We start from the raw sequence: 23,159 nt of genomic DNA, 5'->3' as shown, positions 1-23,159 counted from the left end.
CAAAAATGAAACTCATTGTATATTGTTTTGTTTTTCGTACATGCTTTTCTTAAAGGAGCTGATTAAATGAAACGAAAGATCGCCATCAGCTTAAGCATATTCTGCACGATTTTAGGAGGAGCATTCTTGATTGACCGAAATGATCAAAAAAGGTGGCAGGAAGGCAGTGAATGGCCGCTATTTTCTGAGCACCTTTTCCGCATGAGCTATCAGGAAACTAAGCTGTATCCTTTTCAGCCTAGGGAATATTTACGAATTGTATTAGCTGATGAATAAAATCATATAGGATAAAAGAAATATAAAAAAGCATGTGCCTATGAGAGGGCACATGCTTTTGATGTTTCAATGTTTTAAGTAAACATTCTAAGTAAGATTGTTGCGCAGATCACAGTTGCTGCTCCACCAAGACGTGTAGATACTTGTGCGAAAGGCATGAGACCCATTCTTCCAGAAGCTGAAAGGATCGCAACGTCACCAGTACCGCCAAGTCCGCTGTGACAGCCTGTCACAATCGCAGATTCTACTGGGTACATGTTCATCAATTTCCCAACGAAGTAACCAGAACCCACCATTCCAAGAACGACAGCGATACATACACAAACGAATGGAATAGAAATCACTGTTGCTACATCATCAAGTGGAATGTATAGAATCCCTAGACCGACCATAAGCGGCCATGTAAAGCTTCTTGATACAAACTTGTAGAACTGCTGTGAGCCATCTTGCAGATGCTGAGGCATCACGTTTAAGTATTTGATTAAAGCGGCAAGAACAATCATTAAGATTGGACCTGGAATATGAACAAAGCTTTCTAATAAACCACCAAAAATGAACGTTGTACAAGCCACGAGTACACCAGCACCCATTAACCCAAAATCAACTTTTGGATCCATATCAGGCTGTTCAAAAATTTCATTTGCCTCTTTAGATTTTACAAGACGACCATTCCCGTTTAGTTCAGGACGTTTTTCACCAAGCTTCTTCATTGCGCCAGCACAGATAATGGCAATGACGTTCCCAATGACGGCAGCAGGAATTAATTGAGAGATTAATGACTCTGCTGATACACCAAGAATTTGTGAATAAGCAATAGATAATGGCAAAATCCCTTCTCCAACACCACCGGCAATAATCGGAACAATAATAAAGAAGAACGAATGATGCGGTGTGTAACCAACTAAAAGACCAACAAGAATTCCGGCAGTCACAGCTGCAATTGTACCTGCAACAAGAGGAACAAACATACGAATAAGGCCTTGTACTAAAACAGTTCGCTGCATCCCAAGAATACTACCTACTACAAGAGCAGAAATATAGAAGTAAAGGAAGTTCGACGTCTTCATAAGAGACGTAACCGCTTCCAACGAGTTCGGATTCAGAACATGAAAAAAGACCAGGAACGATGGTACGAATAAAGAAAGAATCGCCGGTCCACCAATATCTTTTAATATCGGAATACGTTGTCCTATATCTCCAAGGAAAATCCCCAAAATCATAATAACAGCGAAACCACCAAGCATATTTGCTGGAATTTTATTGAAATAAGCGGCAGTTAAAATAATCGCTGCAAGTACTAAATACACAGGTAAGTCAATAACACCAATTTTCCAAGACATGATCTTACGGAAAACGCTTTTATTATTGTCAGAATCGTCTGTAATCGATTTCAATTGTTGTGTATTAGCCACATAAACACCCCCAAATGCTATTTGTCTCAATTGTAGAAGATTCTGTGACACTCATCTATTTATTAAACTAAATTAAGTGTAATAAAAGTAAAATAAACAGGAGTTTTTATGTTTTTATCATACAAAAATCCCCTGAAGGTAGTTTATCCTTCAGGGGATTGATCATACATCGTTATTATCGTTTTCCTTTTAAATAAGGTGTCCCAAGTGCTTTCGGTGCATCTGCTCGGCCGATGAAGCCAGTGAGTGCTAAGATGGTCAGCACATATGGTGCAATGAGCATATACACGTTCGGTATATCTTGGAAGAGCGGCAGGAGAGAGCCAATAATGCTTAAACTTTGAGCAAATCCAAAGAATAAAGCAGCGCCCATTGCGCCGAATGGGTGCCATTTACCGAAGACAAGTGCAGCTAGTGCGATGAAGCCTTGTCCAGTTATGGTCGCATGTGAGAAATCAAGTGCGATGGTTGAGGCATAAACAGCTCCGCCAAGACCACCAAACAGTCCACTAATAAAGACGCCGATATAGCGCATCCGGTACACTTTGATTCCCATTGTATCAGCAGCCATTGGATGTTCTCCGACTGCACGAAGACGAAGACCAAACGGCATTTTAAATAAAACAAACCAAGCAACAACCGCAAGCGCTAATGCGAGTATGGACGTATAATAAACATCTTTAAAGAAGATATCGCCAATTATCGGAATGTCACTTAAAAGGGGAATATCACCTTTATAGAAAGGCTCTGTAATTTTATCTGTTTGAGCTTTCCCGTAAATGAGTTTCACGACAAACAGCGTAGCGCCAAGTGCCAGCATGTTAATCGCAACACCACTGACCGTTTGATCTGCACGGAATGTAATGGTCGCAACTGCATGAATGAGAGAGAACAATCCGCCAATCGCCATTCCGACGAGGAGCCCAAGCCACGGGGTCAAGGCCCCGAATGTATCAGCAAAAAACAAGTTAAAGATAATACTGGAAAATGCTCCGACGACCATCAAACCTTCAAGACCGATATTCACAACACCTGATCTTTCTGAAAAGACGCCTCCAAGAGCGGTTAAAATAAGTGGTGCAGCATAGACAAGTGTTGCTGGGACGATGATTTCAAGAATTTGCAGAAATCCCACTTATTTTCCCCCCTTTTTCTTCATTTGGTTCATCACAAGACGGATAATATAGCTTGAGGCGACGAAAAGAATAATGATCGCAATGACAATATCAACGACCTCAGTCGGTACGCCAGATTCAAGTGGCATATTTAAAGCGCCGACCTTCAATCCACCAAGCAGCAGTGCAGCAAGAACAACACCAACAGCAGTATTTCCACCTAATAAAGCGACGGCGATTCCGTCAAAACCTACACCGGTAAACGAGCCTTTAATTGATGCATATTCAAATGTACCAAGACCTTCCATTGCGCCTGCAAGACCTGCAAAAGCACCTGAAATGAGCATCGCATAAATGATATTGCGGCGAACATTCATACCGGCATAATGGGATGCCTGCTGGTTCATTCCAACAGCCCGCAATTCAAAGCCTTTAGAGGTTTTTTGAATAATGACCCACATCACGACCGCAGCTATAATGGCAACAAAAATACCATTATGCATCCGGGAGAAATCGGTGATTTGTTCAAAGAAACCAGAGCGAAGCGAGGCAGTGGCATCGATTTTTTCTGTTTTATCTTTATTATTTGTTAAGACATTTGAAATCAAATAGTTCGTCACATGAAGGGCAATGTAGTTCATCATGATCGTGACAATCACTTCATGAACATAAAAACGAGCCTTTAAAAACCCAGGAATAAAGCCCCATAATGCACCAGCAGCAGCTGCGGTGATGAGTGCAAGTGGCAGATGGATGTACATAGGTGCATGGACAGTTGTACCGATCCATACAGCAGCTACCCAGCCAATCAGCATTTGACCTTCTACACCGATATTAAAGAGACCTGTCCGAAATGCAAAAGCAACAGCAAGCCCTGATAAAATGTAAGGTGTCACTTGTCTGATGGTTTCTCCCATATAATAGGTTTCACCGAAGACGCCATTCCAAAGGGCGCCATAGCCTTCGATGACACTATAACCGCTTGCCAGCATAATAATGGCCCCAACAAAAAGACCAAGTACAATGGCTATAAGCGGAATGAGCAGATTTGTTAAGCGATTAGACATTTGCTTCTTTCCCCACTTCCTGTTGCGTACTTCCAGCCATTAATAGACCAAGCTCTTGCTCTGTTGTTTCTTTTGGATCAACGATGGCAATAATGCTGCCTTCGAATATAACAGCAATCTTATCACTGACATTCATAATTTCATCAAGCTCAAATGAGATGAGGAGGACGGCTTTGCCTGTGTCCCTTTGCTCAATGAGGCGCTTATGAACAAATTCAATCGCACCAACATCAAGTCCACGTGTCGGCTGAGCGGCAATTAATAAATCGGGATTGCGGTCAACTTCACGGCCAATAATGGCTTTTTGCTGATTCCCGCCTGACAGGGCGCGTGCCTCTGTATATTCACTCGGTGTTCTTACGTCATACTCGGCAATGATTTGCTTTGCCTTTTGGTATATATTTTTCATATTCATCAAGCCAAATTTTGAGTATGGACGCTGGTAATACGTTTGTAACGAAATATTCTCTCCTATTGAAAAATCAAGCACTAGTCCGTGTTTATGACGGTCTTGAGGAATGTGTCCAATTCCAGATTCGGTCACCTTACGAGGCGGAAGATTTTGAATGGCTTTCCCGTTTAGCATGATCGTGCCAGATTCTGATTTTTTTAGACCGGTAATGGCTTCAATCAATTCAGATTGACCATTGCCATCGACTCCAGCAATACCAACAATTTCTCCAGCCTTTACTGAGAGGTTGAGATGTTTGACCGCTTCAATTCCTCGTGCGTCTTTTACCGTAAGATCCTGAATTTGAAGTACTTCCTCAGCAGGAGAGGCGTCTTTTTTGTCTGTCTTAAATGAAACTTCACGACCGACCATGAGGCTTGCAAGCTCATCTTTGTTTGTGCTTTCCACATCAAGTGTACGAATGCCTTGGCCTTTTCGGATAATGGTGACGCGGTGACATGCATCCATAATTTCTTTCAGCTTATGGGTAATTAAAATAATGGATTTGCCTTCATTGATTAAGTTCTTCATAATTTGTATGAGTTCTTTAATTTCTTGAGGTGTTAAGACGGCTGTTGGTTCGTCGAAGATCAAAATATCAGCGCCGCGGTAAAGAGTTTTTAAAATTTCTGCACGCTGCTGCATGCCGACAGAGATGTCAGATACTTTTGCGGCAGGGTCTATTTTTAAACCATAGCGGTCAGAAAGCTCTTGTACTTGCTGTATGGCTTGTTCTTTGTCGATCTTTCCAAATTTCTTGGGCTCTTTTCCTAAAATGATGTTTTCAGCGACGGTGAAGGTATCGACAAGCATAAAGTGCTGATGCACCATACCGATGCCTAAATCACTTGCATCATTCGGGCTAGAGATGGTCACAGGTTTTCCGTGAACCTTGATTTCACCTTTTTCAGGCTGGTACAGTCCGAAAAGCACGTTCATGAGCGTTGATTTTCCAGCGCCGTTTTCACCAAGCAGCGCATGAATTTCGCCCTTTTTTAGCTGCAGCGTAATGTTATCGTTTGCTACAATGCCAGGGAATTCTTTGCGTATATTCAACATTTCAATGACATAATCCACAGGTTTAACCGCTCCTTTTTTAGGGTGCTGATGAAGATAAAAACTAGCAAAAGAAAAGCTGCAAAACGAGGCTGCAGCTTTTCTTTTACCACCTTTTACGAATAAAGAGGAGGTAAAGGAGAAACAAGGGGATAAGGCGCGCTTATCCCGATGTTCAAATTAAGCTTTAAAATCTTTTAGTTCATCACGTGTTGCAGGGATTTTAATTTCGCCCTTGATGATTTTTTGTTTCCATTCTTCTACTTTCTTCAATACATCTTTATTAAGGTTGTCCTGAGATGGAGAAATGTCAAGAGCGCCTTCTTTCAGACCATATGTGATCACTTCGCCGCCAGGGAACTTACCTTCTTTTGCTTTCGTTGTTAAGTCTTGTACCGCTTTGTCTACTTTCTTAACCATAGAAGTAAGGGTGACACTTTGTTTTGTTCCAGGTACTTTTCCTTCGTCATACTGGTCTTTATCTACACCGATGACCCAAACTTTGCGGTTAGGATCCGCTTTTTTCAGGTTTTTCGCTTCTGTGAAGACACCAGTTCCAGTGCCGCCAGCAGCATGATAAATGATGTCGACGCCGGATTTGTACATGCTTTCAGCTGTTGCTTTCCCGATGTCTGCCTTATCGAATGCACCAGCATATTTCACTTCAACTTTTGCTTTCGGGTTAGCTGCTTCAACGCCTGCACGGAAACCAACTTCGAATTTTCTGACTAATTCAGAATCAACGCCGCCAACAAAACCAATTTTATTTGATTTTGTAGAAAGAGCAGCCGCAACACCCACAAGGAATGATCCTTCATTTTCGTTGAACACAATGCTGGCTACGTTGTCTTTTTTCACGACAGCATCAACGATGGCAAAGTGGTTTTTCTTACGCTGATCTGCAATTTCACTAATAGAATCTTGCATTAAGAAACCAATTCCGTAAATCAGGTCGAATTTCTCACGAGCAAGTGTGTTTAAGTTTGTTGTATAGTCAGCGTCTGATTTAGATTGTAAGTAATCAAAGCCGTTTTTACCTTTTTTTAGATTGTTGTCTTTTCCAAATGCTTGTAAACCTTCCCAAGCTGATTGGTTAAACGATTTGTCATCGACACCACCGACATCAGTTACCATTGCAACAGTGAATTGATCTTTATCTTTTTTGCTTTCACCGCTGTTTGAGCCAGAGTTGCCGCATGCTCCAAGGATGGTTCCTGCTGCTACGACTAAGGACAATGCTAGTCCAATTTTGCGCTTCTTCAAAACATAACCCCCTATAAAATTTAAAAGTTTCAGAAAAGTCTCGCGAAAAAAGACCGACCTATCTCTTCTCACCCTTTTGAATAGGGTATTTTATCCTGCTTTCTCCTGAAACTTATGGAGGACAGGAGAGAAGATGTAAGACATCAGACTTATATCTCGTTGAACTAATCAATCATAATTTATCATTTCCAATCGAATAAATAAATAGAAATTTGTTTTATTTTAAAAAAAATGTTAAAAGGCTAAATTCGATGTCTTTTTATGTGCTGAAATATGATATAATGCCGCTTTTGTGATGTGATCTACTACAGTGGAACCACTGATATCAAGGGGTTTGTCACATCGTGTTCCATAAAAAAACATCTGGCCTCTGTATAAGGTCAGATGTGTCAAATTATAGATATTGCTGAATTAAATTCATATTTGTTGTACTGAGTTTATATTGGAAAACAGGGCGTCCAATTGTCCCGTATGCCATTTCAACATCAACTACTTCGATGTCCTCAAGGAATTTCAAGTATTTTCTAATAGAGACTTGAGAGATTTCTGTATGATTCGCTAGGTCTTCGGTCGTGAAAGCCTGATGACCGAATGATTGAATACTTGTCCAGATGAGTTTGAGTGTGCTTTTGGTCAGGCCTTTTGGCAGAAGGACTTTTTCCGTCTCTGCTTTTTTATGAAAGAGCTTCGCATCTAAATCATTTTGCGAGATGCTGTTCATCGTTTGGTACAAGGCGTGTTTTCGTTTATATTCTGAGAGCGCTGATTGGAAACGTTCAAATTCAAACGGCTTGATCAAATAATCAACAGCCCCGTTTCGCATCGTTTGCTGGATCACGTCGACTTCATTGGCAGCTGAAATGACAATGACATCAACCGAATGATTTTGTTTGCGAATTTCTGATAATAATGCCAGGCCATTTTGTCCAGGCATATAAATATCGAGCAGTACAAGGTGAATGGCTTCTGTTTTTAAGATGTCCAGTGCCTGCTGAAAAGAGGTGGCAATCCCTTTTAATTCAAAGCCGTCGATTTGGGTCAGGTAGCGTTTGTTCAGCTCCCCAACCATTGGGTCGTCTTCTACTATTAACACATTAATCATGTGAATCCTCCTTTTGTTTATACGGAATACGGAGACTAAAGGTCGTTCCTTCTCCTTTTTCACTCGTGACAATCAGATGACCGTTCAATTTTTTGATGCTTTGATCAACGAAGTAGAGACCGAATCCTCTGTCTTCTCCTTTAGTTGAAAAGCCTTGATCAAACATGATGTCTTGTTCTTTTTTTGTGAGACCAACACCTGTGTCTGTAATTTCAATATGAAGCTGCTCCTGAACGTATCGGAATGAGATCGAGATGTTCTTCGTCTCAGTATGAGAAACAGCATCGAGTGCGTTATTTAACAGGTTGCCAATGACGGTAATGAGATCATGCGTCACTGCCGGGTCCTCTGAATTTGGGACTTGTGTGCTGCATATGACTTCTAAGGTCGCGCCTTGTTCCCTGATATAGCTTTGTTTTCCTAGTAAAAATCCTGCTAAAACAGAGTTTTTCACATGGTTGATGATTTCATTTGTTTCCGTCTGCTGATAGATCGCAATATCTTTGATATAAGTGCCAAGGTCATCGTAGTTTTTGAGCTGAACCAATCCTAAAATGACATGAAGCTTGTTCATAAATTCATGTGACTGGGCACGGAGGGCATTTGCATACATTTTGACTCCGCTCAGCTGCTCAGCCAAGTGTTTGACTTCTGTTTTGTCACGGAAGGTGGCGATCGCTCCAACGATCTCGCCCTTTACCGTAATCGGGACTTCGTTAAATACGAGCTCCAGTCCGTTCATTCTCACGTCGCGGTCAAGCAGCGGCTTGCGTGTTTCAATGACTTGCTTTAGACCGCTTGAAGGGAGGAGCACCTGAACATCTTGTTCTCTAGGATCAACCATAATGCCCATAATATGAAAGAGCCGTTTCGCTTCAGCATTGGCGAGCTTGATTTTACCGTGCTGATCGACGGCAAGAATCCCTTCTTTTGTTGATTCTAGCATGGCGCTTCGTTCTTTTAATAATGTAGCAATCTCATCTGGCTCTAGTCCAAACATAATTTTCTTCACTTTTCTTGCCACAATGAGTGCTCCAATGATACCAGAAAGAAGACTGAGCGATATGACGAAGTAGAGTGGAAGTAAGCTTTGATGAATAATCAAGTCAATTTCCTTTAACGTAATCCCTACTGCCACAGCCCCGAGCTGCTTCCCATTTTGATCATAAACCGGAACAAAAGCACGCATGGATCTGCCAAGTGTTCCAGAAGCCGTACTAATATGCTCTTTACCCTGTAATGCTAGTTTTTCATCACCGCCAGCAAACCGCTTCCCGATCTTCTGCGGATTTGGATGGGTTTTGCGAATGCCGTTCATATCCATCACGACAACGAATTCGGTTTTGGTGATTCGCTGAACACTTGTTGTATATTGACGGAGTGCTGAATACGATCGATTTTCTTCTAATGATTTCGCTGTGATCGGAGCCTCTGCGACCATTTTGGCAGTGGAGAGGGCGATGTCACGTTCCTGCTGATGAATGTTTTTAGCTGTTTCTGACCAGATCGTAAAGAAAGTGATACAAAGGGAGATCAGGACAACGATACAAACAAAAATCGTCAGTCGTGTTTGCAATCTTAATGTTTTTTTCACGAGTATACCCCTAACGCACGATTTTTTCGTAATAGTAATACTTTAACGGGAAAATGTAAGTTTGTGAAGGAATGTACGTGCAAAATCACAAATTTGATTTTGCCACCAGTTTACTTTGAAAGCATCTTGTCAATCCGTTTTAAGTGAGCCATAATAAATGTGAGCTTATGAGAAAGGATCTATTTATGAAAAATACATATTTGACTGGATATTTTCCGCTGATTTCGATTTTACTATTCAGCTCTGCTTTTTCGATTTTCACAGTAGGGATTATGACTGATTTCTTGACTCAAGCAGGTATTTTAAAAGGAATGCTGGAATTCTTCTCGGAACAGGGCATTCGGCTTGCTCTTTTTGCTGCTTTTGCACTTGTTTATTTTATGATTTTATCTGCCTTGAAACTGATTGCAGATACGGTGTTAGAGCTGGCGCTACTCTTTTTCGCGAAAGATCCTGAAGGAGAGAACTTAAAGAAAATTCGGATTGCATCCGTTGTTTATTTATTTGCCAGCTTACTTGCATTTCTGCTGACGCAGCAGCTGATTTTGCTTGTCGGACTATTTGTTTTAGCAGGTCTTGTCTATTTTATCTGGGTTGTGGTCCGCATTTATCAATCGCTTTCCATGCTGAATTTAATTGGATTTATGATGTTTATTTTGCTGTTTTGGGCCACGTTTTTAATCGGCATTTTGTACTTATTTATTAAGCTTTATAACAGTGTTATGGCAAGTCTGCCTTCATAAACAGACAAAGAAAGCATCCTCCGATAGTGGAGGATGCTTTTTTTATGATAGAAACCGTTTTTGAATATCAGGTGTAGGCATCATACAAGATGTTTTTTGACCGAACCATTTGTAGCGATTTTTCGCTATCCGCTCATAAAACCAATCACGGATAGGGCGCGGAATGGCAAGGAATAAATAACTCCATCTGTAGATTCCTTTTAAATGCCGCGTGGCTTTTAAGATGCCTGTCGACTTCGTATAAAGGGTTCCTTTTTCAATATAAATGAATGAATTAAACTCATCTAAAGGCAAACCGTTTTCTTTTAAAATGCGCTGCCCTGTCTCTGATTGTAATGAAGCAAACATCATTCGCTCATTTGGATCACGCTTAATCACAAACTGAACAGCGCCGCTGCACACGTTGCAGACACCATCAAATAAAATTAAATGGGATGGATGTGTTGAATGCATTGCAATCAAACCTCCTGTTTATCTGGCGTATTGCATCGTATTTTTCCAAATACGTAAGTGCGGACTTGAGCTGTAAATAGATTCAACCGTTCCTCTATCTCTTCCAACCCATACACCCATTGTATATTGATCTGTCAGTCCAACAAACCAAATGTCTTTGTAGTCATTGGATGTTCCTGTTTTACCACCAATGTAAGGGGAACTGAAATTCGCTTTTTTCCCTGTTCCGCTTTTTACAACGGAGGCAAGCAGTTTACGCATGGTGTCATTTGTCCGCTGAGAATACACTTGCTTCGGTGACTCTTTCCACTTGTAAAGTGTCTTGCCGTTTAAGTCTGTCACCTTTGTGATCGAATGATTTTGCGTGTAAGCACCTTGGTTGCCAAAGACGGTATACGCATCTGTTATTTCTAGCGGCGAGAAGCCCTTCGTAAATCCGCCAAGTGCAGAAGGAAGGCGGTAATCATCCGCTACGATATGCTCGAATGAGAATTTCTCTAAATAGCTAAAGCCCTTTTTGACACCGACTGTATCTAGCATTCGGATCGCAGGGGTATTGTAAGAGTTTTTAAAGGCTGTTTCAAGTGTGACGGTTCCATACGTTTTATGATTATAGTTCTGCGGACAGTATCCGCTGCTACAAAACTTGCCGGCACTAATTTTGCTTGAAGCTGTTGCACCGGTTTGGTCGATGTAAGGACCATAGTCTAAAAGCGGCTTAATCGCAGAACCAGGCTGTCTTTGCGCTTGATAGGCGTAGTTGAAATCAAACTTTTTATAGTTCTTCCCGCCAGCAAGTGCGACAATTTGATGCGTTTCATGATTAATGACCGCTGATCCGCCTTCTACACCTTGGTAAGGTAGCTGCGCATTGAGCTGATAGACGGCTCGTTGCTGTAAGGAAGGATCAAGTGCCGTATAAATTTTGACCCCATCCTGAAGCAGGGCACTGACCTTTTCAGATAATTCTTTTTGAATGGCTTTTTTTGCTCCATCTGTTTTGGCCTTCTTCAAGCGTTTTGTAAAGCCTTCCTGATCTGACACAAGATCGGTAAATTCCTCATTGGCATATGTCACATAGTCAGGGTAAAGGTTTTTCTTTTCACTCAAGGACAGGCTGATTTTTTGTTTGACGGCTTTTTTGTATTGCTTTTTGGTGATGACGCCGTCTTTCTTTAAAATGCCAAGCAGTCGTTCTTGGCGTTTCTTTGTGTGTTTGAATTGCTTCAATGGGTCATACAGTGTTGGGTTGTTTGGAATCGCAGAGATAAATGCCATCTGTGCAAGCGTTAAAGAACTAAGTGGCTTATCAAAATAGTAATTAGCCGCAGAACCGACACCGTAAACACCATTACTGAAATAAATCGTATTTAAATAGCTTTCGAGTATTTCATCTTTCGAGAATTTCCGCTCTAATTCATAGGAATAGAGCAGCTCTGTAAACTTTCGGGTGAACGAACGTTCATGGCTTAAATATAAATTACGAGATAATTGCTGTGTGATCGTACTTGCGCCTTGGCTGATGCCATGGTTTTTCACATTTGAGGCAAGGGCACGAACAACTCCCATAAAGTCAATGCCTTTATGGTCATAAAAGTTACGGTCCTCTGAGCGGAGGAACAGCTCCTTCACATGATCAGGAATTTTATCATACGTGACGAACACTCGGTTTTCATCGTTTGATACGATTTCGGAGATGAGGGAACCATCCCGATCATACATATAACTGTTTTGGGAAAAATCTATCTTTTCCAGCTTGATTTTTTGATCAAGCACTTCGTTCACAGGCTTCACACTTGCAGCTTCTTCCTTTGATAGATAAAAAGTCAGAACAAATAATGGAATGAGGGCAGCAAGTAATAACCAACCAATCATTGCACGAAACATGAGGTCACTCACTTTCTTCAATTTTCTAGCCATATCGTACCATTCTTTTGCGAATACGAGAAGGTTATTTTTAGAAAAGAATGGGCTTGAAGTCTAGTGAATAAGGCTTCTACACAAGAAAAAAGAGTATCTGATGCTGGATCAGACACTCCCTTCTTTTGCCTTCGACTGTGAGCGGACTGCCCATAAAAATAATGCGCCAAATAGAAAAATGCCGGCGGTGACATAAAAGACAGCTGGAATCCCGTAATGACTCGCCACAATGCCGCCAATTACCGGACCGACAACATTCCCAAGAAAACGGAAGCTGACATTGTATCCAAGCACTTCCCCTTGCATAGAGGCAGGTGCTTTGATCCGAATATACGCCGTCGTACATGGAATAATCCCGCCAAGTGCCATCCCGTATAGAAAACGGAAAAGTACTAACATCGCATAGGAATCCGCCATTGCTTGCGGGATGAATAAAATAGAGGAGAGGATGAGAAGGGCAAGCAGCACCTTGTCGTGACCAATTCGATCTCCGAGATCTCCCCATTTTCGTGTAAAGAGCAGGTTGCCAAGTCCAGTTGCAGAGAACGCAAGACCTGCATAAAATGCGAGATTAACAGGACCGTGTAAATCATGAATGTATAAAGCCAAAAGTGGCTGAATGCTAAAGTTCCCTACTTGTGTAATAAACGTTAAAAGCATCGTGACGACAAGCAAAGGCTGTTTGAAAATATGAACGAGCACATCCTTCCGTGAGTAAGAAACGCGCCTCGCTTCTTTTGAACGGATGGGATGTTCTTTCACTCCGAAAATAATCACAATTGCTGACACATAAATGACAGCCGCTGTGAGGAAAAACGTATAAATAAATCCGACGCTGTCTGCCATGAATCCGCCCATTAATGGACCAAACAATCCTCCGGCGACATTACTCATCTGCATCGTTCCAAGGGTTTTACCTGCAGTTGCCTTTTCCGTCTGTGCAGAGATGAGTGCCATTGAAGTCGAGATAAAACCTGTGACAAGCCCCATGAAGAGCCGCAGGGCGAATAGCTGATAAACGGTTTGCACAAGCCCCATTAATAGAATACTTGTTGCGATCCCAATCCCGTTAATGAGCAAAATCTTTTTATAGCCATGCCGATCTCCAATCCGTCCCCAAATCGGAGAAATCAGAAAGGCCGTTAAAAACGTGACGCCAAAGACATAGCCGCTCCATCTTTGGACAAATTCATTTGAATAACTGCTATCAAGAGATTCTATGTAAAGTGATAAAAAAGGGACGATCATTGTAATGCTGGCAGATACAAAAAAGTTCACAAACCACATGATGTACAAGTTTTTCTTCCTGTTTGTGATAGAGACCACCTTCTTTATTTATTTCGTGCTCCTTAATAATTATAAAGGAAACTAAACGATCTTTCATCTGATGAATAGGTTGGGCATAGTGAATCTGCATTATTTTCAAGAAAATGAAGTGATTTCAAGGTCCGTCTTAATATAATGGTATCAGAATGAAAAACTGATGAAAAAGTGAGGTGAGACTGGTGGAACAGAAGACGGTGCTTGTGGTCGATTTTGAATTTACGATGCCTGATGGAAAGTATCATCCGCAAAATTTTTTTCCTGAAATTATTGAAGCTGGGGTAGTGAAAGCGGCAAGTGAAACGATCATAGACACGTTCTCTAGCTACGTCAAACCGAAAAAGTTCCCGAAGCTGACGAAGCGCTGTAAATCGTTCCTCGGTATTACGCAGCAGGATGTAGAGAGCGGAATTTCCTTTGAGGCATTTATCGAGAAGCTTGTGTCGCTAGATGGGGGAGAGGATTGTGAGATTATTACATGGGGCAATATGGACATGAAAGTGCTGAAGCAAAACTGTATGCTCAATCACATTGCCTTTCCTTTTAAGGGGAAGCTGAGGGACCTTGCCTTTGAATATAAAACCTTTTTTGGTGATCGCACACTGACAGGGCTTCGCAAGGCGGCAAAGGAATACGGCAGTGAAGGAGCTGGTAAGCATCATAAAGCACTAGATGATGCCATGACGACTTATCAGCTGTTAACCCTTTTTGAAAAAGACAGAGCCTATGTGGAAAATCCGCAAACAACCAAAATTGGTGAGCTGATCGATTTCTCACATTTTTTTGATTCGGCTGATTAGCGGGCGTCTTCTGGAAAATAATCTTTTTCGAGAGAAGATAGGCATGCTCTTGATTTTTCCGCCCATTTGGATTCATCCGCATGGAGCGCTTGTTTTAATTTTTCTACAGCTTCTTTTAGTGATACTTGATAATCTGGTATAACGCCATCATAAGGCTTCACCATATGATGAGGGATATTCGTCTGTTCACGATAGGCCAAAGCCCGTCTTTCTTGGAAAAAAGGCACGTCTGCTTCTTTTGGGTGATGCAGGTCGCCTTGAGTGGGATGTGTCAGAACGGCTTTTACTTGAACGAGATAGGCCGATGGTTTCACTGCTGTCACTTCCCCAATGTAAACACCTGTTTTATAAAATCCTTTCACAACTTGTCCAATTTGAATGTCTGTCATGTGAAATTCCTCCATTTCCTTCTCGTAGGAAGGTATTTCATTTCTTTTAGCCAATATAGTGAAGTAAACGAGCAAAAGGGGGAATGGCGAATGTTGTCGTTCATCGCACTCTTTCTACTGTATTTTCCTGAAGATAAAAGGGAGTACATCCCAGCGGCAATCACCACTGTGATTTTCTTTATGGCTGCATTTATTTGCTTTCGTCTGATCGTTCGTGCGTCTAAGAAGCAGGAGCGGATAGATGAAAAAAAGACAAAAAAAATGGATTGATCATTTTCTTCTTGTATCTTCAGGAAATTTCACGGTAACGGTTGTACCAGACTGCAGCGAGCTTTTGAAACGAATGGTTCCATGGTGATTTTCAATGATAGAAAATGTCACGGTCAGCCCAAGTCCAGTCCCTTTATTTTTCAATGTGTAATAGGGTTCGCCAAGCTTTTTCATTTGGCTTTCTGTCATTCCTACACCGTTATCCACGAAAAAAAGGCATATTTTATGATTTTCTTTTGAAGCATAAAGCTCAATTTTCCCTTCGTGTTCTGGGGCTGCTTCAATCGCATTTTTGATTAAATTAATCATGACTTGCTTGATCTTCGTTTCATCACCTTGAATGTATAAGTCAGGTTCAATGGATTGATGAATCGTGACCGATTTGAAATTCGCATAGGATGTCATCAGTGATGCACATTCCTCGAGTAATTTAGATAGGTTGAGAGATTCAATTTGATAATAATTTTGTTTCGCAATGTCAAGATAACTCGTAATAATATCCTGCGCCCTGTCTAACTCGGACAAAACGAGATTTTTATAATCTTTATTGGTTGATGTCTCTTTTGTATTGTCACTAGAAAAGAGCAATTGGATAAAGCCTCTCACCACTGTCAGCGGATTGCGTACTTCATGGGCAACGCTTGCAGCGAGTTCACTTACAATGGTCAGCTTTTCTGATTGGACGAGCTGTGTTCTCATTTGCGCATTTTCTTTGACGAATTCAATGGAATAGATACTTAGCACGAGAAAGAATATGTAGTAAAGAGTTGAGAGAAATAACTCAAGTAACTTCTGCTGCATAATAAAGGCCGGGCTGTATTCCATTAAGCTGACCGCAAATAATCCAATGTAAATAAAGAATCCTTTGGATAAACCGATAAGCACTCCATACATCAGCTTTTTCAGCTTCGAATATTGACGCCATTTCCGGTAGAACAGAAATGGGATGAAAAAGTAAATCGGTACGACAATGAGTCCAACCCATAAAAAAGAGCCATACATCACGAATTTGACCATGGAACTTATCAAGATGGCGATGATCCCAGCTGTGTAGCCTCCATATAAAATGGCAAGTACAAGAGGGATGGATTGAAGGCCAGTCTGCAAGTCTAAAATCGAACCAACTGGATACATAATACATAGTGCTGAAGAGATGGATGCGAATACTGTGATGAGCAGTTTATTCGTTTTTGGGAAATGAGCAGGGGTCCGGCTTAGCCATAGCGCGTGATATAAAAAGATTGGAAATAGAATAAAAGATACATGGAGCAGAAAATCCTTGAACATTTCCATTTAAATGCTCTCCTCGTAAATAATAGTAATTCCTCTCATTATATCATTTCATGTACAAAGTAGATATGATAAAAGGAGGGTTTTTTTCTTTAAAAAGAACACCCGTGAGGATGTTCTTTTGATCATATAGGTCTTAATCAGATGATTGCGTAAACGCTTGATGAAGGCGTTTCAATCCTTCTTTGACTGTTGAAGTAGGACAGCCGAGATTCATCCGAATAAAGCCGTCTCCTTCGAGTCCGTAAACGTGACCAAGCTCTAGGATCACTTTGCCCTTTTTTAGCAAATTGCGTTTCAATTCCGCTTGACTGAATTGATAATCCCGAATGTCTAGCCACAATAAATAAGAAGCATCTGGTTTCATATAACGCATGTTTGGAAGATGTTCGTCAATATAGTCCATTGCCATTTTCATATTGCTTTCGAGATAAAGAACAAGTGCATCAAGCCACTCGTCGCCATGGCGGTAGGCTGCTTCCATCGCAGGGATCGCAAATGCATTCAGTTTGGCCAGTCCGTTTCTTTGCATTTCATTGTTGAAAAGGGTTCTTTTTTCTTCATCGGAAATGATAATGGCAGATGCTTGGAGGCCAGCTAAATTAAATGTTTTACTTGGTGCAATGCACGTCACTGTGATATGTGCTATGTCGTCAGAAAGACTAGCAAATGGTACATGCGGCTTTCCGTATAGCATCAAATCAGAATGAATCTCATCTGAAACGACTGTGACACCGTGCTTGATACAGAGGTCTCCAACTTGCTTTAATTCCTCTTTTGACCACGCTCTTCCGGACGGATTATGCGGATGACAGAGGAACATGAGCTTCGCTTCAGGTCTGCTTAATTTTTTCTCTAAATCATCAAAATCCATGACATAGCGGTTGTTTTCTATTTTTAAAGGATTGGTTGAGACTGTTCGTCCATTTCGTTCAATCATTTGATAAAAAGGTGTATACACAGGGGACTGTATGACGACTTCGTCACTTGGTTTTGTATAGGCTTGGACTGCAAAACTAAGTGCCGTGACAATTCCAGGTGTGAAGGTGACGTCTTCTGTCTGGATCGACCACCCGTGTCTTCTTTTGAGCCATTCAGCTACTGCCTGCTGCGTATCCTGATCTTGAAAAGCATAGCCAAATACACCGTGATCCAATCGCTTTTTTAATGCATCAAGGACGACCTGCGGCGCTTTAAAATCCATATCGGCTACCCACATTGGCAGCGCATCTGTTGTTAGGAATAAAGACTCTGCTTGATCCCATTTCACTGATTTTGACCCTTTACGTATGATCTGTTCGTCGAAATTCATGAAACCCACCTCTAGCCGTTTTTCAACCATTGTTGGTTGTGCTAAAATAAACATCACAAAATTTATTATAAGCGGTGATACCGATGAAAGATAGTCAAGCTGTAGAAGAGATGATTCAACTCATTAAGGCATGGGACCCTTTTCAATATGGGGAGGACTTTTATGAAACGGAGCCTGCTGACGTCATCAGTGCATTATACGACGCAGAAGACTCTTTATCTTTAGCAAAAGACATTCAAGCCATTTATCATCACTCATTTGAGCAGCTCCTGCCTTTTGAGAGCTGTCAACATATAGCGAATCAGCTTTTCGTCATACGAGACAGCAGCTCCTGCACACGCTAAGACAGGCTGAAATGTCCGATTTGATCAGACACAAAGACCGGATTTTCCTCAGGAACGAGGTGCCCGGTTTTTTTTAATGCGTGCAAGGTCGAGTTTGGCAGATCCTTGTGTAGCCTCTCTCCTATTTGGATGGGAACGATTCGATCTTCCTCACCCCAAATGAGCAGCACGGGTGTCTCCATTTTCTTTAGGACATCCGAGGTCAAATCCCCTTCCCGGTGCCGAATCAAGCGGAAAATCCCTCGGAAAATTTGATCATCAGAAAAAGGCTTTAAATATCCATCCACCATCTCTTGATCAATGATGGAATGATCATGCACAACAGCCGTTAAATTTTTCATGATGCCTTGCTTCAAGAGCTTTCTTTTAAGATAGAGATAAAAATAAGGAATATATGTGCTGTAAACAACTGATCTCTTTGATTTATTTAAATATCCTGAGCTGCACAAAAGGACCGCCTTTTCAAATAGGTCTGGCCGTTCAGATGCGGCATATAAAGCAATTTGGCCGCCCATCGAATGACCCACAAGGATCGCATGCTGAATCTGTAAGTAACCAGCTAGCTCGATAATGATCTTTGCCATGTTGCGATAGCTGTAAATAAACGTATTCGACTTCTCGGACTGTCCAAATGGCGGCAGATCGATCGCGATTAAATTGAAGTCTTGTTTCAGAAGCGGGATGAGCTTTCGATAGCTGAAGGTAGAAGAGAAAAGACCATGAATTAAGATCAATGTTTTCTTCCCCTTATTTGGATAGTGCTCGTAATAGATGTCTAAACCGAATTTACTTTTCATATAAGCTGGCTGAACAATGTCCATACTCATCACTCCGATACTTGATACTCTCTGTTAGGTGACTGTATTGTACCCTAAAAAGTGGATTTTAAGCTATGGTTAGCATCTTTTCCCTGCTTAGCATAATGGGAAAAACGTGCTATAATGTTCAGAAGATTTTTTAAAACTAGCTTTTTACAATCTGAGGTGTGAAATCAAATGAAACTAACAGAAAAAGAAACTGAAATATTAGAGATTTTAGATGAAAACAGCCGTGCCGATTTAAATACAATTGCAAAAATGGCAGGCGTGACAACAGAAGAAGCAGAAGCGATTATTCAAAAACTTGAAGATCAAAAAGTCATTATTGATTACTCAACCATGATTGACTGGCGTAAAGTAGATGGTCATGAAGGCGTCACAGCCATGATTGATGTCAAAGTGACACCAAAAAGAGGCGTCGGATTTGATGAAATTGCTGAACGTATTTATCGCTTTCAGGAAGTGGAGTCTGTCTATCTCATGTCAGGTGTTTACGATCTATCTGTTGTGATCCGCGGAAGATCTATGTCTGATATTGCCCGCTTCGTGTCTGAAAAATTATCGACACTTGATTCCGTTGTTTCAACAACTACCCACTTTATTTTGAAGAGATATAAACATGATGGGAAAGTGTTTGAAACAGGAGACGATGACAAAAGAATCGTGGTGTCACCTTAAATGAAAAAGTCTTATTTATCTGAAACGGTACAAAGCATTCAGCCGTCAGGTATTCGGAAATTCTTTGATTTGGCAGCCACAATGGAAGGGGTCATTTCCCTTGGTGTCGGCGAGCCAGATTTCGTGACAGCTTGGAATGTCAGAGAAGCAAGTATTATGTCATTAGAACAAGGGCTTACCTCTTATACGGCGAATGCAGGGTTATTATCTTTGAGAAAAGAATTGAGCAACTATTTATATAAGCGGTTTCACATTGAATACAGTCCTGAAGAAGAACTGATTATCACAGTTGGCGGAAGCCAGGCACTTGATTTGGCGTTTCGTGCGATTTTAAACAGCGGGGATGAAGTGATCATTCCAGAGCCTTGTTTCGTAGCATATGGGGCCCTTACGACACTTGCGGGCGGAGTACCTGTTTATTTAAGTACATCGGCTGAAAAAGATTTCAAAGCAGACTCTACGGATCTTCGCACGAAGCTGACGCCTAAGACAAAAGCGATCCTGCTTTGCTCACCGTCAAATCCAACTGGTTCTGTCTATTCAAAGGAAGAGCTTGAAGATATTGCTCAATTTGCAAAAGAGCATGACCTTCTCATTATCACAGATGAGATTTACGCAGAGCTGACGTACGATGAAGCTTTTACAAGCGTTGCGGCAATTCAAGATATGAAGGAAAGAACGATCCTCATTTCAGGCTTTTCAAAAGGGTTTGCTATGACTGGCTGGCGCTTAGGATATGTGGCAGCACCACCTGTACTGCGCGATGCCATGCTGAAAATACACCAATATTCTATGATGTGCGCGCCCTCAATGGCACAATATGCAGCAGAAGAAGCCTTGAAAAACGGGCTTGAAGATGTAGAGAAAATGAAGAAAAGCTACAGAAGGCGGCGAAATTTGTTTGTCGGCTCTTTGAATGAACTGGGGCTCACATGTCACCAGCCAAACGGCGCATTTTACGCTTTCCCGTCCATTAAAACGACGGGCATGACGTCAGAACAATTTGCTGAGGAGCTGCTCCTAAGTGAAAAAGTAGCCGTAGTCCCTGGTAATGTCTTCGGACCGAGTGGTGAAGGTCATATTCGTTGTTCATATGCTTCGTCTCTTGACCATCTTCAGGAATCACTTTCAAGAATCCAGCGCTTTTTGCAGGAACGACAAGTGAAAGAAGAAGCACCTGCCATCATCAAATAAAAAAAGGCATCAATCCATTAGGACTCATGCCTCTCAAATTAGGGGGGAATACTAGAAAGCATTCTTGTTTTCAGGTATTCCCCCTTTTGAACTGATCTAAACCCAATTAAAAAATATTTTGCGTAAAAGACCGTTCTGTGATATAGTTTTTAATTGCGTATAAACGAATATTAAAACATTTATTTAGGAGTTGTTATCATGGCGACAAAGTTTGAAGTAGGCAGTGTTTACACTGGTAAAGTAACAGGATTACAAGCGTATGGTGCGTTTGTTGCATTAGATGAAGAAACTCAAGGACTTGTGCATATTTCTGAAGTAACACATGGTTTCGTAAAAGACATCAACGAGCATCTTTCAATTGGTGACGAAGTTCAAGTGAAAGTTCTTTCTGTTGATGAAAAAGCTGGTAAAATCAGCCTTTCTATCCGTGCTACACAAGAAGCACCTGAAAGAAAAGAAAGCAAACCAAAGAAACAAAGACCACAGCAAGTGAAAGAAGAAGCTGCTACACCACAAGGTTTCAATACACTTAAAGATAAACTTGAAGAGTGGATTGAGCAATCTAACCGTAAAGATTTGATCAAGAAATAAAAAAAGCACCGCTTCAAACGGTGCCTTTGGCTGCCTCGTATAGGCGGCCTTTTTTATGTCTTTTTGTTTAGCGAACCTCTGGATTCGGCTCGTCACGGCGAACAGCTTCTTCGCTTGGCTTGAACAATAGACCAAGGTTAACAAGACCTGCAATTCCAACAAGACCATAAATAATACGTGATAATGCAGAGCCTTGTCCGCCAAAGATCGCTGCTACTAAGTCAAATTGAAAAAAGCCGATTAGTCCCCAGTTAATAGCACCGATAATCGTGAGCACGAGGGCAATACGCTGAATAGCACTCATCGTGATTCCTCCTTTCGCTACAGCATCAATACATTTATATTTTGCAGATTTTTAGCCAAACTATGCGTAAGAAAATGGATTAAAGCAAATTACTTTACTTTTGGAATGATTGAGGCGCATAATGTAGCGCGAGGAGGAGATCAAATGGATCGATTTACTTATTGGAACCCAACGAAATTAATATTTGGAAAGGGAGAAGTTTCAGCCCTTTCAGATGAACTCAAACACTACGGAAAAAACGTATTACTTGTATATGGTGGAGGCAGTATTAAACGAAACGGCCTTTATGACCAAGTTGTCAGCATCCTAAAAGAATCAGGAGCTGCAATCACTGAACTTGCTGGTGTTGAGCCAAACCCGCGCTTAACAACGGTAAGAAAAGGGGTTGAGCTTTGCAAAGAGAACAACGTTGACTTTATTTTGGCAGTTGGCGGCGGGAGTGTTATTGATGCAACGAAAGCGATCGCAGCCGGAGCCCAGTACGATGGAGATGCTTGGGATATCGTGACGCGTAAGCATGTCCCAATGGAAGCAATTCCGTTCGGTACGGTGTTAACCCTTGCTGCAACAGGTTCTGAAATGAACTCTGGATCAGTGATCACAAACTGGGAAACAAATGAGAAATATGGCTGGGGAAGTCCAGCAGTTTTCCCTAAATTCTCTATTCTAGATCCAGTGAACACATTCACTGTGCCAAAAAACCATACGATTTATGGCATGGTTGATATGATGTCTCACGTGTTCGAACAATATTTCCATCACACGGAAAATACACCTTACCAAGACCGTATGTGTGAAGGGCTTCTTCGTACGGTCATTGAAACAGCTCCGAAGCTGATCAACGATCTTGAGAACTATGAGCTGCGTGAAACGATCTTATTCACTGGTACCATTGCGCTCAATGGTATGCTGTCAATGGGAGCACGCGGTGACTGGGCATCTCACAACATCGAGCATGCGGTATCTGCTATCTATGATATCCCTCATGCAGGCGGACTTGCGATCTTGTTCCCGAACTGGATGAAGCATGTCATTCAGGAAAACCCAGGCCGCTTTAAACAATTAGCGGTACGCGTATTCGATGTGGACCCTGCGGGCAAAACAGACGAAGAAGTAGGCTTAGAAGGAATCGACAAATTGTCAGCTTTCTGGACAAGTCTTGGCGCACCGAACCGTTTAGCGGACTATGATATCAACGATGAGAAAATTGATTTAATCGCAGATCGTGCAATGGCACGCGGTGAATTTGGTCAATTTAAAAAGCTAAACAAAGAAGATGTTCTAGCTATTTTGAATGCTTCTTTATAATCAAACAATGAAAAGATAATTGCTTTCGAGCAGTTATCTTTTTTTGAGTTCGACGTGTACATATGTTAAAGTAGTCTTTCATGTTT

At 41.4% G+C, this 23,159-nt stretch carries 24 protein-coding genes; 9 read left to right on the top strand and 15 right to left on the bottom strand.

Annotated features, from left to right (window positions below):
* The first annotated feature begins 66 nt into the window (after positions 1-66).
* Positions 67-276 carry a hypothetical protein gene (locus MHB83_RS00520; protein WP_050944039.1) on the top strand — a complete coding sequence of 70 codons (210 nt, stop codon included), beginning with the start codon at positions 67-69 and terminating at the stop codon, positions 274-276.
* A 74-nt stretch (positions 277-350) separates the two neighbouring features.
* Here MHB83_RS00520 and MHB83_RS00515 read toward each other — a convergent pair whose 3' ends face one another.
* The 7 genes from MHB83_RS00515 to malK form a co-directional block, all read right to left on the bottom strand.
* On the bottom strand, positions 351-1,688 hold the full coding sequence (locus MHB83_RS00515; RefSeq protein WP_003213451.1) for a 2-hydroxycarboxylate transporter family protein: 1,338 nt from the start codon (positions 1,686-1,688) through the stop codon (positions 351-353).
* Positions 1,689-1,863: 175 nt separating this feature from the next.
* Positions 1,864-2,823 carry an ABC transporter permease gene (locus MHB83_RS00510; RefSeq protein ID WP_003213713.1) on the bottom strand — a complete coding sequence of 320 codons (960 nt, stop codon included), beginning with the start codon at positions 2,821-2,823 and terminating at the stop codon, positions 1,864-1,866.
* Positions 2,824-3,870 carry an ABC transporter permease gene (locus MHB83_RS00505; RefSeq protein WP_003212654.1) on the bottom strand — a complete coding sequence of 349 codons (1,047 nt, stop codon included), beginning with the start codon at positions 3,868-3,870 and terminating at the stop codon, positions 2,824-2,826.
* Entirely contained in the window at positions 3,863-5,398 is a 1,536-nt protein-coding gene (locus tag MHB83_RS00500; RefSeq protein ID WP_003213375.1) for an ABC transporter ATP-binding protein, read from the bottom strand. Before MHB83_RS00500 ends, MHB83_RS00505 begins: the two co-directional genes overlap by 8 nt.
* Positions 5,399-5,557: 159 nt before the next feature.
* Entirely contained in the window at positions 5,558-6,640 is a 1,083-nt protein-coding gene (locus MHB83_RS00495) for a BMP family protein (protein ID WP_044140813.1), read from the bottom strand.
* Between the two features lie 394 nt (positions 6,641-7,034).
* Positions 7,035-7,742 carry a response regulator gene (locus MHB83_RS00490; protein WP_003213073.1) on the bottom strand — a complete coding sequence of 236 codons (708 nt, stop codon included), beginning with the start codon at positions 7,740-7,742 and terminating at the stop codon, positions 7,035-7,037.
* Complete coding sequence (gene malK, locus MHB83_RS00485; protein WP_050944037.1) at positions 7,735-9,336, bottom strand: malate sensor histidine kinase MalK; 1,602 nt, start codon at positions 9,334-9,336, stop codon at positions 7,735-7,737. The genes MHB83_RS00490 and malK overlap by 8 nt, the downstream gene beginning before the upstream one ends.
* Positions 9,337-9,521: 185 nt before the next feature.
* On the opposite strand from malK, the gene MHB83_RS00480 reads away from it, so the two are divergent.
* Complete coding sequence (locus MHB83_RS00480; protein ID WP_003212871.1) at positions 9,522-10,079, top strand: YufK family protein; 558 nt, start codon at positions 9,522-9,524, stop codon at positions 10,077-10,079.
* Between the two features lie 42 nt (positions 10,080-10,121).
* On the opposite strand, the gene MHB83_RS00475 is transcribed toward MHB83_RS00480, so the two are convergent.
* The 3 genes from MHB83_RS00475 to MHB83_RS00465 all read right to left on the bottom strand — a co-directional run bounded on the left by MHB83_RS00475 (position 10,122) and on the right by MHB83_RS00465 (position 13,739).
* Positions 10,122-10,532 carry a thiol-disulfide oxidoreductase DCC family protein gene (locus MHB83_RS00475; protein ID WP_003213597.1) on the bottom strand — a complete coding sequence of 137 codons (411 nt, stop codon included), beginning with the start codon at positions 10,530-10,532 and terminating at the stop codon, positions 10,122-10,124.
* Positions 10,533-10,550: 18 nt separating this feature from the next.
* On the bottom strand, positions 10,551-12,452 hold the full coding sequence (locus MHB83_RS00470; protein ID WP_050944036.1) for a transglycosylase domain-containing protein: 1,902 nt from the start codon (positions 12,450-12,452) through the stop codon (positions 10,551-10,553).
* A 108-nt stretch (positions 12,453-12,560) separates the two neighbouring features.
* On the bottom strand, positions 12,561-13,739 hold the full coding sequence (locus MHB83_RS00465) for an MFS transporter (protein WP_309216248.1): 1,179 nt from the start codon (positions 13,737-13,739) through the stop codon (positions 12,561-12,563).
* Between the two features lie 218 nt (positions 13,740-13,957).
* Here MHB83_RS00465 and kapD point away from each other — a divergent pair, with 218 nt between their 5' ends.
* Positions 13,958-14,575, top strand: coding sequence for a 3'-5' exonuclease KapD (gene kapD, locus MHB83_RS00460; RefSeq protein ID WP_003213730.1), 618 nt, complete (start codon positions 13,958-13,960; stop codon positions 14,573-14,575).
* Here kapD and MHB83_RS00455 read toward each other — a convergent pair.
* Entirely contained in the window at positions 14,572-14,964 is a 393-nt protein-coding gene (locus MHB83_RS00455) for a kinase-associated lipoprotein B (protein ID WP_003213196.1), read from the bottom strand. The genes kapD and MHB83_RS00455 overlap by 4 nt on opposite strands.
* A gap of 90 nt (positions 14,965-15,054) precedes the next feature.
* Between MHB83_RS00455 and MHB83_RS00450 the strand changes: the two genes are divergently transcribed.
* Positions 15,055-15,234: a hypothetical protein gene (locus tag MHB83_RS00450; RefSeq protein WP_003213469.1), complete on the top strand. Its 180-nt coding sequence runs from the start codon at positions 15,055-15,057 to the stop codon at positions 15,232-15,234.
* Here the strand turns inward: MHB83_RS00450 and MHB83_RS00445 are convergent, their stop codons facing one another.
* Positions 15,235-16,527, bottom strand: a complete 1,293-nt coding sequence (locus MHB83_RS00445) for a sensor histidine kinase (RefSeq protein WP_226803970.1) — start codon at positions 16,525-16,527, stop codon at positions 15,235-15,237.
* Positions 16,528-16,660: 133 nt separating this feature from the next.
* Complete coding sequence (locus tag MHB83_RS00440; protein ID WP_226803968.1) at positions 16,661-17,836, bottom strand: MalY/PatB family protein; 1,176 nt, start codon at positions 17,834-17,836, stop codon at positions 16,661-16,663.
* Between the two features lie 83 nt (positions 17,837-17,919).
* Here MHB83_RS00440 and MHB83_RS00435 point away from each other — a divergent pair, with 83 nt between their 5' ends.
* Positions 17,920-18,180: a YugE family protein gene (locus tag MHB83_RS00435; protein ID WP_003213422.1), complete on the top strand. Its 261-nt coding sequence runs from the start codon at positions 17,920-17,922 to the stop codon at positions 18,178-18,180.
* Here MHB83_RS00435 and MHB83_RS00430 read toward each other — a convergent pair.
* A complete protein-coding gene (locus MHB83_RS00430; protein WP_226803966.1) occupies positions 18,177-19,001 on the bottom strand; it encodes an alpha/beta hydrolase in 825 nt (274 codons plus the stop codon). The genes MHB83_RS00435 and MHB83_RS00430 overlap by 4 nt on opposite strands.
* 174 nt (positions 19,002-19,175) lie before the next feature.
* Here MHB83_RS00430 and MHB83_RS00425 point away from each other — a divergent pair, with 174 nt between their 5' ends.
* From MHB83_RS00425 to yugI, 3 genes are all read left to right on the top strand, one after another.
* Positions 19,176-19,676 carry an Lrp/AsnC family transcriptional regulator gene (locus MHB83_RS00425; protein ID WP_003213765.1) on the top strand — a complete coding sequence of 167 codons (501 nt, stop codon included), beginning with the start codon at positions 19,176-19,178 and terminating at the stop codon, positions 19,674-19,676.
* Positions 19,677-20,870 (top strand): aminotransferase, encoded by a 1,194-nt coding sequence (locus MHB83_RS00420; protein ID WP_327839898.1) that lies wholly within the window; start codon positions 19,677-19,679, stop codon positions 20,868-20,870.
* 198 nt (positions 20,871-21,068) lie between these two features.
* A complete protein-coding gene (gene yugI, locus MHB83_RS00415) occupies positions 21,069-21,461 on the top strand; it encodes a S1 domain-containing post-transcriptional regulator GSP13 (RefSeq protein ID WP_003213420.1) in 393 nt (130 codons plus the stop codon).
* A gap of 67 nt (positions 21,462-21,528) precedes the next feature.
* Here the strand turns inward: yugI and MHB83_RS00410 are convergent, their stop codons facing one another.
* Positions 21,529-21,765: a DUF378 domain-containing protein gene (locus MHB83_RS00410; protein ID WP_003212952.1), complete on the bottom strand. Its 237-nt coding sequence runs from the start codon at positions 21,763-21,765 to the stop codon at positions 21,529-21,531.
* 144 nt (positions 21,766-21,909) lie between these two features.
* Here MHB83_RS00410 and MHB83_RS00405 point away from each other — a divergent pair, with 144 nt between their 5' ends.
* Positions 21,910-23,073: an iron-containing alcohol dehydrogenase gene (locus MHB83_RS00405; protein WP_342496543.1), complete on the top strand. Its 1,164-nt coding sequence runs from the start codon at positions 21,910-21,912 to the stop codon at positions 23,071-23,073.
* Positions 23,074-23,159: the final 86 nt, after the last annotated feature.

It is taken from the genome of Bacillus sp. FSL K6-3149 (assembly GCF_038630515.1).
Lineage (GTDB): Bacteria > Bacillota > Bacilli > Bacillales > Bacillaceae > Bacillus > Bacillus pumilus.
Note: the sequence above shows the minus strand (reverse complement) of the source record. Positions and strands in the feature narration are given on the sequence as shown.

Excerpts from the sequence above, each read along its gene's own strand:
- MHB83_RS00435 (WP_003213422.1), top strand. The coding sequence starts at position 17,920 with ATGAAAGATAGTCAAGCTGTAGAAGAGATGATTCAACTCATTAAGGCA.
- MHB83_RS00450 (WP_003213469.1), top strand. The coding sequence starts at position 15,055 with ATGTTGTCGTTCATCGCACTCTTTCTACTGTATTTTCCTGAAGATAAA.
- MHB83_RS00480 (WP_003212871.1), top strand. The coding sequence starts at position 9,522 with ATGAAAAATACATATTTGACTGGATATTTTCCGCTGATTTCGATTTTA.
- MHB83_RS00455 (WP_003213196.1), bottom strand. The coding sequence starts at position 14,964 with ATGACAGACATTCAAATTGGACAAGTTGTGAAAGGATTTTATAAAACA.
- MHB83_RS00505 (WP_003212654.1), bottom strand. The coding sequence starts at position 3,870 with ATGTCTAATCGCTTAACAAATCTGCTCATTCCGCTTATAGCCATTGTA.
- MHB83_RS00405 (WP_342496543.1), top strand. The coding sequence starts at position 21,910 with ATGGATCGATTTACTTATTGGAACCCAACGAAATTAATATTTGGAAAG.
- MHB83_RS00465 (WP_309216248.1), bottom strand. The coding sequence starts at position 13,739 with ATGTGGTTTGTGAACTTTTTTGTATCTGCCAGCATTACAATGATCGTC.
- MHB83_RS00445 (WP_226803970.1), bottom strand. The coding sequence starts at position 16,527 with ATGGAAATGTTCAAGGATTTTCTGCTCCATGTATCTTTTATTCTATTT.
- yugI (WP_003213420.1), top strand. The coding sequence starts at position 21,069 with ATGGCGACAAAGTTTGAAGTAGGCAGTGTTTACACTGGTAAAGTAACA.
- MHB83_RS00470 (WP_050944036.1), bottom strand. The coding sequence starts at position 12,452 with ATGGCTAGAAAATTGAAGAAAGTGAGTGACCTCATGTTTCGTGCAATG.
- MHB83_RS00420 (WP_327839898.1), top strand. The coding sequence starts at position 19,677 with ATGAAAAAGTCTTATTTATCTGAAACGGTACAAAGCATTCAGCCGTCA.
- MHB83_RS00410 (WP_003212952.1), bottom strand. The coding sequence starts at position 21,765 with ATGAGTGCTATTCAGCGTATTGCCCTCGTGCTCACGATTATCGGTGCT.
- MHB83_RS00475 (WP_003213597.1), bottom strand. The coding sequence starts at position 10,532 with ATGCATTCAACACATCCATCCCATTTAATTTTATTTGATGGTGTCTGC.
- MHB83_RS00520 (WP_050944039.1), top strand. The coding sequence starts at position 67 with ATGAAACGAAAGATCGCCATCAGCTTAAGCATATTCTGCACGATTTTA.
- MHB83_RS00425 (WP_003213765.1), top strand. The coding sequence starts at position 19,176 with ATGAAACTAACAGAAAAAGAAACTGAAATATTAGAGATTTTAGATGAA.
- MHB83_RS00440 (WP_226803968.1), bottom strand. The coding sequence starts at position 17,836 with ATGAATTTCGACGAACAGATCATACGTAAAGGGTCAAAATCAGTGAAA.
- MHB83_RS00430 (WP_226803966.1), bottom strand. The coding sequence starts at position 19,001 with ATGGACATTGTTCAGCCAGCTTATATGAAAAGTAAATTCGGTTTAGAC.
- MHB83_RS00490 (WP_003213073.1), bottom strand. The coding sequence starts at position 7,742 with ATGATTAATGTGTTAATAGTAGAAGACGACCCAATGGTTGGGGAGCTG.